The sequence below is a fragment of the Streptomyces sp. SLBN-31 genome (assembly GCF_006715395.1).
Classification (GTDB): Bacteria; Actinomycetota; Actinomycetes; order Streptomycetales; family Streptomycetaceae; genus Streptomyces.
This window is the reverse complement of sequence record NZ_VFNC01000001.1, coordinates 2,019,038-2,032,798: the sequence shown is the minus strand read 5'-3', so window position 1 is coordinate 2,032,798 and position 13,761 is coordinate 2,019,038. Positions and strand designations below refer to the sequence as shown.

General features: G+C 70.7%; 11 protein-coding genes. 7 read left to right on the top strand and 4 right to left on the bottom strand.

Going from position 1 to position 13,761, the window contains the following annotated elements:
• The first annotated feature begins 106 nt into the window (after nt 1-106).
• Complete coding sequence (locus FBY22_RS09340) at nt 107-3,025, top strand: glycoside hydrolase family 48 protein (protein WP_142144038.1); 2,919 nt, start codon at nt 107-109, stop codon at nt 3,023-3,025.
• Nucleotides 3,026-3,295: 270 nt separating this feature from the next.
• The gene (locus tag FBY22_RS09335) at nt 3,296-5,959 is read left to right on the top strand and encodes a cellulose binding domain-containing protein (protein ID WP_142144036.1); all 2,664 of its coding nucleotides are present in this window, start codon (nt 3,296-3,298) and stop codon (nt 5,957-5,959) included.
• Between the two features lie 45 nt (nt 5,960-6,004).
• Here the strand turns inward: FBY22_RS09335 and FBY22_RS09330 are convergent, their stop codons facing one another.
• The gene (locus tag FBY22_RS09330; RefSeq protein WP_142144034.1) at nt 6,005-7,885 is read right to left on the bottom strand and encodes a rhamnogalacturonan lyase; all 1,881 of its coding nucleotides are present in this window, start codon (nt 7,883-7,885) and stop codon (nt 6,005-6,007) included.
• Between the two features lie 39 nt (nt 7,886-7,924).
• Entirely contained in the window at nt 7,925-8,875 is a 951-nt protein-coding gene (locus FBY22_RS09325; protein WP_142144032.1) for a YafY family protein, read from the bottom strand.
• A 39-nt stretch (nt 8,876-8,914) separates the two neighbouring features.
• On the opposite strand from FBY22_RS09325, the gene FBY22_RS09320 reads away from it, so the two are divergent.
• Together FBY22_RS09320 and FBY22_RS09315 are read left to right on the top strand one after the other, a co-directional pair.
• Complete coding sequence (locus FBY22_RS09320; RefSeq protein ID WP_142144029.1) at nt 8,915-9,394, top strand: hypothetical protein; 480 nt, start codon at nt 8,915-8,917, stop codon at nt 9,392-9,394.
• Nucleotides 9,391-9,852 (top strand): hypothetical protein, encoded by a 462-nt coding sequence (locus FBY22_RS09315; protein WP_142144027.1) that lies wholly within the window; start codon nt 9,391-9,393, stop codon nt 9,850-9,852. Before FBY22_RS09320 ends, FBY22_RS09315 begins: the two co-directional genes overlap by 4 nt.
• Here the strand turns inward: FBY22_RS09315 and FBY22_RS09310 are convergent.
• Entirely contained in the window at nt 9,836-10,579 is a 744-nt protein-coding gene (locus FBY22_RS09310) for a class I SAM-dependent methyltransferase (RefSeq protein ID WP_142144025.1), read from the bottom strand. The two genes, FBY22_RS09315 and FBY22_RS09310, sit on opposite strands and share 17 nt — an antisense overlap.
• A 5-nt stretch (nt 10,580-10,584) precedes the next feature.
• Nucleotides 10,585-10,890 (bottom strand): 4a-hydroxytetrahydrobiopterin dehydratase, encoded by a 306-nt coding sequence (locus FBY22_RS09305; protein ID WP_142144023.1) that lies wholly within the window; start codon nt 10,888-10,890, stop codon nt 10,585-10,587.
• A gap of 135 nt (nt 10,891-11,025) precedes the next feature.
• On the opposite strand from FBY22_RS09305, the gene FBY22_RS09300 reads away from it, so the two are divergent.
• From FBY22_RS09300 to FBY22_RS09290, 3 genes are all read left to right on the top strand, one after another.
• Complete coding sequence (locus FBY22_RS09300) at nt 11,026-11,856, top strand: helix-turn-helix domain-containing protein (protein ID WP_142144021.1); 831 nt, start codon at nt 11,026-11,028, stop codon at nt 11,854-11,856.
• 125 nt (nt 11,857-11,981) lie between these two features.
• On the top strand, nt 11,982-12,845 hold the full coding sequence (locus tag FBY22_RS09295) for a helix-turn-helix transcriptional regulator (protein ID WP_142144019.1): 864 nt from the start codon (nt 11,982-11,984) through the stop codon (nt 12,843-12,845).
• Between the two features lie 68 nt (nt 12,846-12,913).
• A complete protein-coding gene (locus FBY22_RS09290; protein ID WP_142144017.1) occupies nt 12,914-13,726 on the top strand; it encodes an SAM-dependent methyltransferase in 813 nt (270 codons plus the stop codon).
• The last annotated feature ends 35 nt before the right edge of the window (nt 13,727-13,761 follow it).

Sequence of the window (13,761 nt, the reverse complement as noted above, 5' to 3'; positions counted from 1 at the left end):
TCTTGACCGCCCCCACCCCCATCCCCACTATGGGAGCGCTCCCACTGGTTCAAGGCTTGTTGCTCCTCCCCCACCTTCGCTCGAGCCGCAAGGAGGAACCAGCACCATGCATCCAAGACGCAGACGCCGCGGGACGCGGCGGCTGTGGACCGCTGCCATGGCGGCCCTCGCCCTTCCGCTCACCATGCTCGGCACCGGCACGACTGTCGCCCACGCGGCGGCACTTCAGTGCAGTGTCGACTACAAGACGAACGACTGGGGTTCCGGATTCACCGCGGATCTGACCCTCACCAACCGCGGCACGGACACCATCGACGGCTGGACGCTGACCTACAGCTACTCGGGCAACCAGAAGCTCAGCAACGGCTGGAACGGCACGTGGTCGCAGTCCGGTTCGGCGATCACCGTACGGGACGCGGGCTACAACGCGAAGATCGCCGCGAACTCCGCCGTCACCACCGGCGCGCAGTTCACCTACAGCGGCGCCAACACCGCTCCCACGAACTTCGCGATCAACGGCACCACCTGCGCCGGCGCGCACCAGCCGCCGGTCACCGTGCTGACCAGCCCCACGGCCGGCGCGGTCTACACGCAGGGCACCGCCGTCCCGCTCGCGGCCACCGCGGCCGCGGCCGACAACGCGACGATCAGCAAGGTCGAGTTCTACGACGACACGACCCTGCTGGGCACGGACACCAGTGCGCCGTACACCCTGTCCGCCTCCGCACTCGCGGTGGGCAGCCACTCCCTGGTGGCGAAGGCGTACGACAGCCTGGGCGCCTCCGCCGCGTCGACCCCGGTCGGCATCACCGTCGCCTCCGGTCCTGCCGTGGTCGCCTCACCCACCCAACTGGGCGTCCAGCAGGGCAAGTCGGGGACGTACGCGGTGAAGCTGTCGTCGCAGCCATCGTCGAACGTGACGGTGACGACGGCCCGCGCGAGCGGCAACTCCGGTCTGTCGGTGTCGGGCGGGGCGAGCCTCACCTTCACCCCCTCGAACTGGAACACCGCGCAGAACGTGACCGTCACCGCCGACTCCTCCGGTACCGGCGCGGCGTCCTTCGAGTCGACGGCCACGGGCTTCACCAAGGCGACGGTCACCGTGACGGAGCTGGCGGCCTCGAAGGCGTACGACGCCCGCTTCCTGGACCTGTACGGGAAGATCACCAACCCGGCGAACGGCTACTTCTCGCCCGACGGCGTTCCCTACCACTCGGTGGAGACGCTGATCGTCGAGGCGCCGGACCAGGGTCACGAGACCACGTCGGAGGCCTACAGCTATCTGCTGTGGCTGCAGGCGATGTACGGCAAGGTCAGCGGTGACTGGTCCAAGTTCAACAGCGCGTGGGCGCTCATGGAGAAGTACATGATCCCCACCCACGCCGACCAGCCCACCAACTCCTTCTACAACGCCTCGAAGCCGGCCACCTACGCTCCCGAGCTGGACACCCCCAACGAGTACCCGGCGAAGCTGGACACCTCCGTGTCCGTGGGTTCGGACCCGATCGCGGGCGAGCTGAAGAGCACGTACGGCACGGACGACGTCTACGGCATGCACTGGCTCCAGGACGTCGACAACGTCTACGGCTACGGCAACACGCCCGGCGGCACCTGTGAGGGCGGTCCGACGGCGAAGGGACCGTCGTACATCAACACCTTCCAGCGCGGCGCGCAGGAGTCGGTGTGGGAGACGGTGCCGCAGCCGACCTGCGACGCCTTCAAGTACGGCGGCAGCAACGGCTACCTCGACCTGTTCACCGGCGACTCGTCCTACGCCAAGCAGTGGAAGTACACCGATGCCCCGGACGCCGACGCGCGTGCGGTGCAGGCCGCGTACTGGGCGGACGTGTGGGCCAAGCAGCAGGGCAAGGGCAGCGACGTCTCCGCGACCGTGGGCAAGGCCGCGAAGATGGGCGACTACCTGCGCTACGCCATGTACGACAAGTACTTCAAGAAGATCGGCAACTGCGTCGGACCGTCGACCTGTGCGGCCGGCACCGGCAAGGACGCCTCGCACTACCTGCTGTCCTGGTACTACGCCTGGGGCGGCTCGAACGACACCAGCGGCGGCTGGGCCTGGCGGATCGGGTCGAGCCATGTGCACGGCGGCTACCAGAACCCGCTCGCCGCGTACGCGCTGAGCTCGTACGCCGACCTGAAGCCCAAGTCGGCCACCGGCACCTCGGACTGGACCAAGTCGCTGCAGCGGCAGCTGGAGTTCTACCAGTGGCTGCAGTCGTCCGAGGGCGCCATCGCGGGCGGCGCGACCAACAGCTGGGCCGGCCGGTACGCGACTCCGCCGTCCGGTACGTCGACCTTCTACGGCATGTACTACGACCAGCAGCCCGTCTACCACGACCCGCCGTCCAACCAGTGGTTCGGCTTCCAGGCCTGGTCGATGGAACGCGTGGCCGAGTACTACCAGCAGACGGGCAACGCGCAGGCCAAGGCGGTCCTCGACAAGTGGGTCAAGTGGGCGCTGTCCAAGACCACGATCAACCCGGACGGCACCTACCAGATCCCGTCGACGCTGCAGTGGTCGGGCCAGCCCGACACCTGGAACGCCTCCAGCCCCGGCTCCAACAGCGGGCTGCACGTCACCGTCGCCGACTACACCAACGACGTCGGCGTGGCGGCCGCGTACGCCAAGACCCTGACGTACTACGGCGCCAAGTCCGGTGACGCCAACGCCAAGTCGACGGCGAAGGCGCTCCTCGACGGCATGTGGAGCAACTACCAGGACAGCCTGGGCGTCGCGGTCCCGGAGACCCGGGCCGACTACAACCGCTTCGACGACGGCGTGTACGTCCCGAGCGGCTTCAGCGGCAAGATGCCGAACGGTGACGCGGTCAACTCCTCGTCGACGTTCATCTCGCTCAGGTCCTTCTACAAGAACGACCCGGCCTGGTCGAAGATCGAGGCGTACCTCAAGGGCGGCGCCGCGCCGTCGTTCACGTACCACCGGTTCTGGGCCCAGGCGGACATCGCCATGGCCATGGGTTCGTACGCGGAGCTTCTCGAATAGCCCCCGCCGGGCGCTGCCGCTGGGGGTGCAGTGTTCGGCTGCGGGTCCGTCGTGGCTGGTCGCGCAGTTCCCCGCGCCCCTTTCAGGGGCGTGTGGGCACCGCCCCTCTCGCGGCACCGCCTGAAGGCTTCGCGTGCGTGGCCCCGTCACCTGACGACGGGGCCGTCCCGCCGGGCAGCCCCCACCCGCACTGGGGGCTGCCCGGCGACTCTCGCATGACTTGGAAAGCGCTTACCACCCTTCCGAAACCCCCACCGGAAAGGATCTCCCGTGCGAAGAACCCGCATCCTCACGGCCGTCCTCGCGCTGGCCGCCGGTCTGCTCGCCGGCACGCCCCCCGCACTCGCCGCCGGCCACACCGCCGGGGCCGCCCTCGCCGCCGACTCCTACACCTGGAAGAACGCCCGTATCGACGGCGGCGGGTTCGTTCCGGGAATCGTCTTCAACCGCACCGAGAAGAACCTCGCCTACGCGCGCACGGACATCGGCGGCGCCTACCGCTGGCAGCAGTCGACGAAGACCTGGACGCCGTTGCTGGACTCGGTCGGCTGGACCGAGTGGGGACACACCGGCGTGGTCAGCCTCGCCTCCGACTCCGTGAACCCGGACAAGGTGTACGCGGCCGTAGGGACGTACACCAACAGCTGGGACCCGACGAACGGCGCCGTGCTGAGGTCCGCCGACCGGGGCGCGAGCTGGCAGAAGGCCGACCTGCCCTTCAAGCTGGGCGGCAACATGCCCGGCCGTGGCATGGGCGAGCGGCTGGCGATCGACCCCAACAAGGACAGTGTGCTGTACCTCGGCGCGCCCAGCGGCAAGGGCCTGTGGCGGTCGACGGACTCCGGGGTGAGCTGGTCGCAGGTGACGAGCTTCCCCAACGCCGGCAACTACCAGCAGGACCCGAGCGACACGACGGGGTACGCGAGCGACAACCAGGGCATCGTCTGGGTCACCTTCGACGAGTCCACCGGCACCTCGGGGAGCGCCACGAAGACGATCTACGTCGGGGTCGCCGACAAGGACAACGCGGTGTACCGCTCGACGGACGCGGGCGCGACCTGGACCCGGCTCGCGGGTCAGCCGACGGGCTATCTGGCCCACAAGGGGGTCCTCGACGCGAAGAACGGCTACCTGTACCTCGCCTACAGCGACAAGGGCGGCCCGTACGACGGAGGCAAGGGGCAGGTGTGGCGCTACGCCACGGCGAGCGGCACGTGGACGAACATCAGCCCGGTCGCCGAGGCCGACACGTACTACGGCTTCAGCGGCCTGACCGTCGACCGTCAGCACCCCGGCACGGTGATGGCGACGGCGTACAGCTCCTGGTGGCCGGACACGCAGATCTTCCGGTCGACGGACAGCGGGGGCACCTGGACGAAGGCGTGGGACTACACGTCGTATCCCAACCGTGCCGACCGCTTCACGATCGACGTCTCGTCCTCCCCGTGGCTGACCTTCGGCGCGAATCCGTCGCCGCCCGAACAGAGCCCGAAACTGGGCTGGATGACGGAGTCGCTGGAGATCGACCCGTTCGACTCGGACCGGATGATGTACGGGACGGGCGCGACCCTGTACGGCACCGAGAACCTCACCCAGTGGGACAGCGGCGGCCGGTTCACCGTGAAGCCCATGGTGCAGGGCCTTGAGGAGACCGCCGTGAACGACCTGGCGTCCCCGCCCAGCGGTGCGCCGCTGCTCAGCGCCCTGGGCGACATCGGCGGCTTCCGGCACACGGACCTGGCCAAGGTCCCCTCGATGATGTTCACCTCGCCGACCTTCACGACGACGACCAGCCTCGACTTCGCCGAGAAGAACCCCGACACGGTGGTGCGGGTGGGCGATCTGGACTCCGGCCCGCACATCGCGTTCTCGGCGGACAACGGCGCCAACTGGTTCGCCGGGACGGACCCTTCGGGCGTCAGCGGCGGCGGGACGGTGGCCGCGGCGGCGGACGGCAGCCGGTTCGTGTGGAGTCCCGCGGGCACCGGTGTGCAGTACACGACGGGCTTCGGCTCCTCGTGGCAGCCGTCGAGCGGGATCCCGTCCGGGGCGGTCGTCGAGTCCGATCGCGTGGATCCCAAGACCTTCTACGGCTTCAAGTCCGGCAGGTTCTACGTCAGTTCCGACGGCGGCGCGACCTTCACCGCCTCGTCGGCGAGCGGCCTGCCCAGCGGCGACAGCGTGCGGTTCAAGGCGCTGCCCGGCACCAAGGGCGACGTCTGGCTCGCGGGCGGCGCCTCCGACGGCGCGTACGGCCTGTGGCACTCCACCGACGGCGGGGCGAGCTTCACCAAGCTGTCGAACGTCGAGCAGGCCGACACGATCGGCTTCGGCAAGGCCGCGACGGGAGCCTCGTACCAGACCCTCTACACCAGCGCGAAGATCGGCGGCGTGCGCGGCATCTTCCGCTCCACCGACAAGGGCGCGACCTGGACCCGCATCAACGACGACGCCCACCAGTGGGGCTGGACGGGCGCGGCGATCACCGGTGACCCGCGGGTCTACGGCCGGGTGTACGTCTCGACCAACGGCCGGGGTGTCGTCTACGGCGACACCTCCGACACCGGCGGCGGGGACGGCGGCGGTGGCACGGACCCGACGCCGACGCCCACCGGCGCCTGCACGGTCACGTACAAGATCACCAACCAGTGGGCGGACGGCTTCCAGGCGGACGTGCGGCTCGCCAACACCGGATCGACCGCCTGGACCGGCTGGTCCCTGGGCTGGTCCTTCGCCGACGGCCAGAAGGTCGGCCGGCTCTGGAACGCCGACTACACGCAGTCCGGCGCGGCGGTGACCGCGAAGAACGTGAGCTGGAACGGGAACGTGGCCGCGGGCTCGTCCGTGAGCTTCGGGTTCACGGGGACCTGGTCGGGCTCGAACACGAAACCGGCGTCGTTCAAGCTGGGCGACCAGAGCTGTACGGTCGCCTGACCCGTTCGGGGGCGCGTGCCGGGTGGCACGCGCCCTCGTCGTTTCCTACGGCGTGTACACGGTCGGGCGTGGGGGTGTCGCCATGCCGTCGCCGATGAAGAAGCTCGGGTGCGGGGGCTGGTTGTAGGCCGTATTTTGCCAGGCCAGGGCCGTGCGGTACTGGGTGTCGTGGAGCAGGGTGGTGATCCTCGTCGTCGTCTCGTACGGCGTCGAGTAGATGCGCAGTGCCGTGTTGTCGGTCGTCGGCCAGACGACCTCCTCGCGCCAGTCGCCCAGGATGTCGCCGGACAGGGACGGCGTCGCCTTGGTGCCGTTGTTCGAGTGGACCGAGGCGCCGGTCAGCAGGCGGGTGTCGGACGAGGTGCCGTACTTGTCGATGTGGGTGCCGTCGAGGAGTTCACGGACCGGGTCGCCGTCCCACCAGGACAGGAAGTTGGTGCTGGACGGCTTGCGGCTGGACACCACCGTGCCCTTGGGGTTGCGGACGCCGCTCTCCGCCGACGACCAGGACTCGGCGCCCGCGCTGCCCGCCCAGATGTCGCCCGAGACGCCCCGGCCGTTGTCGCCGTTGGCGGGGGTGGACCAGATGACCTGGCCGGTCTTCGCGTCCGCCATCCAGGAGGACGGCTTGGAGGCGTCCTCGTCGACCTTGAACTCCTCCAGGCCCGGGCGGGAGGGGTCGAGGTCGCCCACGTGCAGGGCGTCGCCGTGACCGTTCTTCGTGGTCCACAGCCCGCTGCCGTTGTCGTCCACCGCCATCGAGCCGTACACGATCTCGTCCTTGCCGTCCCCGTCCACGTCGGCCACCGACAACTGGTGGTTGCCCTGGGAGTCGTACCCCTTGCCGGAGTTGGCCGAGGAGTTGGTGTCGAAGGTCCAGCGGCGGGAGAAGGAGCCGTTCCGCCAGTCCCAGGCGGCGATCACCGTACGGGTGTAGTAGCCGCGGGCCATGATCAGGGAGGGGCGGGAGCCGTCGAGGTAGGCCGTGCCGGCGAGGAAGCGGTCGACGCGGTTGCCGTAGGAGTCGCCCCACGAGGACACCGTGCCGCGCTCGGGGACGTAGTCGACGCTCTGCATCGCCTTGCCGGTCCGCCCGTTGAACATGGTCAGGTACTCGGGGCCGGACAGCACGTACCCGCTGGAGTTGCGGTGGTCGGCCGAGGAGCTGCCGATCACCGTGCCGGTGCCGTCGACGGTGCCGTCCGCGGTCTTCGTCGCGACCTCGGCCCTGCCGTCGCCGTCGTAGTCGTACACCTGGAACTGTGTGTAGTGCGCGCCGGAGCGGATGTTGCGGCCCAGGTCGATGCGCCACAGCCGGGTGCCGTCGAGCTTGACGCCGTCGAGGTAGGTGTCGCCGGTGTAGCCGGACTGGGAGTTGTCCTTCGCGTTCGTGGGCTGCCACTTCAGGACGAAGTCCAACTGGCCGTCGCCGTCCAGGTCGCCCACGGAGGCGTCGTTCGCCTCGTAGGTGTAGGCGACGCCGTCGGGGGTGGTACCGCCGGCGGGCGGACTGATGGGCACGTCCTTGTAGCCGGTGCGCAGCTGCACGGCGTGCTCTGAGTCGGCCTGCTCGACGCCGCCCACGATCGCGCGGACGGTGTAGTCGGCCTGGGCGGGGGCGCCCGAGTGGAAGAAGTTCGTGGAGCCGGTGATCGGCGCGGAGTTGACCTTCGTACCGGCCCGGTAGACGTTGAAGGAGACGTCGTTCGGGTCGGTGCCGAGCCAGCGCCAGCCGACCAGGTTGCCGCTGTCGGTGTGCACGCTGACCAGGCCGCGGTCGAGCTTCTCCACCTGCCGTGCGGTGGCGGCCTCGGCGGGGGTCGGCGACAGGGCGGTGAGGCCGGCGGCGGCCAGGGCCGCGGTCGCCGTCACCGCCGGGAGGAGGACACGGCGTCTGCGGTGCCTGTGCGGGTGCGGGTGCTGCACGGGACGAACCTCCAGAGAGGACGGACGGGTTCCGCCCCCTCAGTCGTCACGGTCCGAGGCCGGGTTGCCGTACATTCCGGCCAGTTCGGCGACCGTACGGGCGATGCTCAGCCGCAGGTCGGAGGGTTCCAGCACCTCGATGTCCGTGCCCAGGCGCAGGAACTCGCCATGCGCGTGTGCGACCGACTCGATGGGCACCCGGGCGACCGTCCAGCCGTCGTCGTCGGTGCGCACGTCGACCGCTCTGGGCAGCCGCACTCCCGGTGCCAGCCGTACGAGCGCCTCGCCCCGGTACAGCCGGTCGGGGAAGTCGCGCTGGTAGGCCGCCCAGTAGGCGGCCAGGTCGAAGCCGGACGGCCGGGTGAACTCCTCGCCTGTTTCGGCGAGTCGGAGGATCTGGTCGACGCGGAAGGTGCGCGGTCCGGGGCCCGCGACGACGTACCACCGCCCCGCCTTGAGGACCAGCCCGTACGGCTCCAACAGCCGCTCCACGTCGGTCGGTTCGGCCCAGCGGCGGTACAGCACGTGCAGCACGCGGCTGTGCCACACCGCGTCGGCGACCGCCGTGAGGTACGGCGTCTCCTCCGCGTCCGCGTACCAGCCGGGGGCGTCGAGGTGGAAGCGGCCGCCGACCCGGTCCGCGTGCTCGCGCAGTTCCGCCGGCAGGGCGGCGCGCACCTTCAGCTGGGCGGCGGCCAGGACGGAGCCGAGACCCAGCTCGGCGGCCGGGCCGGGGGCTCCGGCGAGGAACAGGGCCTCGGCCTCGTCGGCGGTGAGCCCGGTCAGGCGGGTGCGGTAGCCGTGGAGCAGGCGGTAGCCGCCGGCGTGGCCCGCGTCGCCGTAGAGCGGGACGCCTGCCGCGCTCAGCGCCTCCACGTCCCGGTAGACCGTGCGGACCGAGACCTCCAGCTCCTCGGCGAGCTGGGCAGCGGTCATCCGGCCCCGGGTCTGCAGCAGCAGGAGGATCGAGACGAGACGGCTGGACTTCACTGACACAAGGTGTCAGTGAAGCGGCCCTAGCGTCACCTCATGCCCTTCACGGAGAAACTGCTGACCGTGCCGCCGCCGATCGAGGTGGCCGGCCGGCACGTCAAGCGCTACCACGTCACCGCCGACCCGGCGGGCATCGCGCCCGACGTGGAGAAGGCGGCGTACGAGGTCCTGCCCGAGCTGCTGCCGGAGCCGGACGGGACGCCGCCGGTGACCTTCGTCGTCGTTCACCGGGGAAACGACGACGGCGCCTACGTCAACGCCTACAGCTGGGTGTGGGACAACGTCCTGCACTACGCGAACGCGGCCGCCGGCCAGCCGGTCCTCGGCTGCCCCGACCGCGACCCCACCCACTTCGTCAGGCCCGAACTCCCCTGGATCGGCTGCGTCTTCGAGCTGCCGCCGATCCAGCACGAGCGGGACGCCTGGGTGCGGCACATGCTCACGCCCCAAGTCCCGGACCTCACGGCCTACTTGTCCGACACCCTGCCCGAAGGAACCACGGGAGAACGCACATGAGCGGTCCGCACGACTTCGACTTCCTGCACGGAGAGTGGGAGGTCGCCCATCGCCGCCGCACCGACTTCCTCGACCCGGACAGCGGCTGGGTGGAGTTCGAGTCCACCAGCCGGTGCCTTCCGCTGTTCGACGGCGCCGCGAACCTCGACGAGATCGACATGCCGTACCTGGGCGCGAAGGGACTGACCCTGCGGCTGTTCGACCCGGAGCGTGAGCAGTGGTCGCTGAACTGGTCCTCGAGCCGCACCGGCACCCTGTTCCCACCGGTCAACGGCGGCTTCGACGGCGACCGGGGCGAGTTCCTCGGCGAGGACACGTACGACGGCGAGGACGTGCGCGTGCGGTTCGTCTGGTCGGGCGTCTCCCCCGCCGCCGCCCGCTGGGAGCAGGCGTTCTCCGTCGACGGCGGGGAGAGCTGGCTGACCAACTGGACGATGGACTTCAGCCGGCCTTCCTGAAGCTGCGCAGGTGGAAGACCGGATCGGGGCGGGGCCGGTCCTGGTCGGGCAGCCGGGCCAGGCGGTCGGCGAACCGCTCGGCGAGCGGTTCGCCCGGCGGCAGGGTGACGAACCAGCCGCGCCGCAGGTCGGCGACGGTACGACGGGGACTGCGCCCCTGCCCGTGCCCCTGGAACCGGGCCCGGCCGGCGGGGAGCAGGCCCTGGGCCGCGGCGTACCGGGTGACGAGGTCGGCGGGGTCCCGGGGCACGCTGCGCGGCCGCTCGGCCAGCACGGCGTCGATGTCGCTGCCGACGTTGTGCGCGGCGGCCTTGTCGACGGTGGTGACGTACACCCCGCCGGGTCTGAGGACCCGGCCGCACTCGGCGACGACGGCGCGGACGTCCTGCGGCCCGTCCAGCAGGTGCAGCAGCCACACACTGCTGACGGCGTCGAACGTGGCGTCGGGGAACGGCAGCGCGCGGCTGTCGGCCAGGGCGATCGCGCCGGGCAGCCGGCCGGCGGCCATCCGGGCCATGCCGAGCGTCAGGTCGACGCCCGTCACCCGGGCCGCGGGCCGCCCGGCCGCGAGGCGGCGGGTGACGATGCCGGTGCCGCAGCCGACGTCGAGGAGGCGTTCGGCGGTGGGCGGGACCAGGCCCAGTACGGCGGTCGCGGCGGCCGCGGCCCTGGCCTCGCCGCCGCGTGTCTCGTCGTAGGCGTCGGCTTCCTTGTCGTAGTCGAGCACGCGCGTCAGTGTGCCCCGTGTCCCGGTGCGAGCTCCTCGACCCTGCTCGCGAGGCCGAAGTCGAGCTCGGTGATCCGGCCGCCGACGCTGTGGGTGTTCACCGAGAGGGAGACGGTGTTGTAGCCGAGGGTGAGGTCGGAGTGGTGGTCGAGCTCCTCCTGGACCCGGGCGATGTGCACGACCATCGCCGTGGCCGCGAAGTGCGAGGTGAGCCGGTAGGAGCGGGTGAGCCGGTCGTTCTCGGCCGACCAGCCCGACAGCTCGGCGAGCCGGTCCTCGATCTCCTTCTGGGACAGCGGTTCCACGGGCATGGCCTCGCTCCTCACCTCGGCTGCGGTTGCCTCTTCAGCCTGCCACAGCCCTGCGACTGCGGTCCTGGTCAGAGGGTGCCCGGGGGTGAGACGAGGACACCTCGCGGGGGGCGTTCCTCGACTACGGTCGTACACATGACCGCTGCCGTGACCGGAACCATCGCCTCCGTGACCGCTCCCGCCGACCAGGGCGTCGGCCCGCTGCTGCGGGCCTGGCGGGAGCGGCGCCGGGTGAGCCAGCTGGAGCTTGCCCTGCGCGCCGAGTCCTCGGCCCGGCACATCAGTTTCGTCGAGACGGGCCGCTCCCGGCCGAGCGAAGAGATGGTGCTGAAGCTGGCCGAGCACCTGGACGTGCCCGTCCGGGAGCGCAACGCCCTGCTGCTCGCTGCCGGTTACGCCCCGCGCTACCCGGAGACCCCCCTGGACGATCCGGCGATGGGCGCCCTGCGCGAGGGCATCGAACGGCTCATCCAGGGCTACGAGCCCTATCCGGCGCTGGTCGTCGACGCGACGTACGACGTGGTCGCGGCCAACCGCGGCATCATGACGCTGCTGGACGGGCTCCCGGAGTCCCTGCTGAAGCCCCCGCTCAACGCCATGCGGCTCACCCTGCACCCCCAGGGCCTGGCGCCGCGCATCCTCAACCTGCCCGAGTGGCGCGGCCATCTGCTGGCCCAGATGGAGCGGCAGATCGCCCTGCACCGCTCGGCACCGCTGCGCCGGCTGTACGAGGAGGTCGCGGCCTACCCGGTCCCGGAGAGCGCCCACGGCGGCGAACCGGCCGAGCCCGTACCGTACTTCGCCCTGCCGATGCGGATCGAGCACGAGGGCCGGACGCTGTCCTTCATCTCCTCCATCTCGACGTTCAACACGCCCATGGACGTCACCGTGGCCGAGCTGGCCATCGAGACGCTGTTGCCGGCCGACCCGGCGACGGCCAAGTACCTCCGGTCGCTGATCTCCTGACGGGCGCCGCCACCGGGCGCCCGTTCGGCACACGTGGCAAGCGCCTCACCGCGGACCCCGTGAGACTGACACCGGAACATGACACACTGCTTCGCGCGGACTTCGGCGCGTAGGGGAGGCGTGGCGTGAGTGAGCGGCGGCCCGCGCCCACTGTGGGCCAGGTGGTGCTGGGAAAACGGTTGCAGGAGCTGCGGGAGGCGGCGGGCTTCAAGCGTGAGGAGGCCGCGCGCGTGCTGCGCGTGGCGCCGGCGACCGTGCGGCGGATCGAGATGGCCGAGGTCGCGCTGAAGATCCCGTACGTCCAGGTGCTGCTGACCACGTACGGCGTACCGGACGAGGAGGCGGCCGCCTTCGTCGCGCTGGCCGAGGAGGCGAACCAGCCGGGCTGGTGGCAGCGCTTCCACGACGTGCTGCCGGACTGGTTCAGCCTGTACGTCAGCCTGGAGGGCGCCGCCCGGATCATCCGCTCCTACGAGCCGCACTTCGTACCCGGGCTGCTGCAGACCGAGGAGTACGCGCGCGCCGTCATGGAGGCCGGCACGGTCGGCCAGACCGGCCCGGAGACCATCGACCGGCACGTGTCGCTGCGCATGGCCCGGCAGAAGCTCCTGGACCGCCCGGACCCGCCGCACCTGTGGGTGGTGATGGACGAGACGGTGCTGAAGCGTCCGGTGAGCATCCGCGGCGAGGTCATGCGCGAGCAGCTGGACAAGCTCCTGGAGTTCGCCGAGCGGGACCGGATCACGCTTCAGGTCGCCGAGTTCGAGGACGGCCCGCACCCGGGGACGTACGCGCCCTTCACGCTGTTCCGCTTCGCCGAGCCCGAACTGCCCGACATGGTCTTCACCGAGTACCTGACGGGCGCCCTCTACCTCGACTCGCGGGGAGAGGTCTCCGCGCACCTCGAGGTCCTGGACCACATGACGGCGCGTGCCGCCTCGGCGCAGCGCACGAGGAAGCTCCTGCGGGAGTACCGCGAGACCTTCTGAGTCCGCCGCCGGGTTCCCTCTTCCGCGGCACGCACGGCACCCTTCCCACCCCGAGGAGACGACACCGCATGACCGGATCCGACGCCTTACCGCAGATCGACACCAGCCGCCCGCACCCCGCCCGTGTGTACGACTGGTGGCTGGGCGGCAAGGACAACTACCCGGTGGACGAGGCACTGGCCCGCGACATCCTGGCCTCGGACGGCACCGCGGTGCGCGGGGCGCGCGCCAACCGCCGTTTCATGCACCGGGCCGTGCGGGCCGCCGCCGGGGCCGGGATACGCCAGTTCCTCGACATCGGCACCGGCATCCCCACCGAGCCCAACCTGCACCAGGTGGCTCAGGAGGCGGCGCCGGAGTCGAGGGTGGTGTACGCGGACAAGGATCCGATCGTGCTGCGGCACGCGGAGGCCCTGCTGCGCGGCTCCGCCGAGGGCAGCACCCAGTACGTGCACGCCGACGTCCGCGACCCGGACACCATCCTGCGGCTGGCCGCCGAGTCCCTGGACCTCTCCCGTCCCGTCTCGCTGTCCCTGATCGCGCTCACCCACTACCTGGGCGACGAGGAGGACGACGTCCACGGTCTGCTCAAGCGGTACGTCGAGGCGCTCGCCCCGGGCAGCTTCCTGATCCTCTCCCAGGTCACCCAGGACCTCAGTCCCGAGGGGGTGGCGAAGGCCGCGGGGTTGTTCCGTAAGAGCGGCACGCCGTTTTATCCACGCACGCTGCCCGAGTTCTACCGCTTCTTCGAGGGTCTGGAGCTGCTCGGCCCCGGTGTGATCCCCGTCCACGGCTGGCGGCCGGAGCCGGTGGACGTGGAGGCGCAGGCCGAGGGCGTCGTACCGGTGTACGCGGGGGTGGCCCGCAAGCCCGAGGCCTGAGACCCGGGGCCCGCGGCCCGTACACCCGTACGGGC

What these genes read in the sequence shown, in the direction of transcription:
- FBY22_RS09300 (WP_142144021.1), top strand. Translation starts at nt 11,026, where the DNA reads ATGACCGCTGCCGTGACCGGAACCATCGCCTCCGTGACCGCTCCCGCC.
- FBY22_RS09320 (WP_142144029.1), top strand. Translation starts at nt 8,915, where the DNA reads ATGCCCTTCACGGAGAAACTGCTGACCGTGCCGCCGCCGATCGAGGTG.
- FBY22_RS09305 (WP_142144023.1), bottom strand. Translation starts at nt 10,890, where the DNA reads ATGCCCGTGGAACCGCTGTCCCAGAAGGAGATCGAGGACCGGCTCGCC.
- FBY22_RS09290 (WP_142144017.1), top strand. Translation starts at nt 12,914, where the DNA reads ATGACCGGATCCGACGCCTTACCGCAGATCGACACCAGCCGCCCGCAC.
- FBY22_RS09340 (WP_142144038.1), top strand. Translation starts at nt 107, where the DNA reads ATGCATCCAAGACGCAGACGCCGCGGGACGCGGCGGCTGTGGACCGCT.
- FBY22_RS09315 (WP_142144027.1), top strand. Translation starts at nt 9,391, where the DNA reads ATGAGCGGTCCGCACGACTTCGACTTCCTGCACGGAGAGTGGGAGGTC.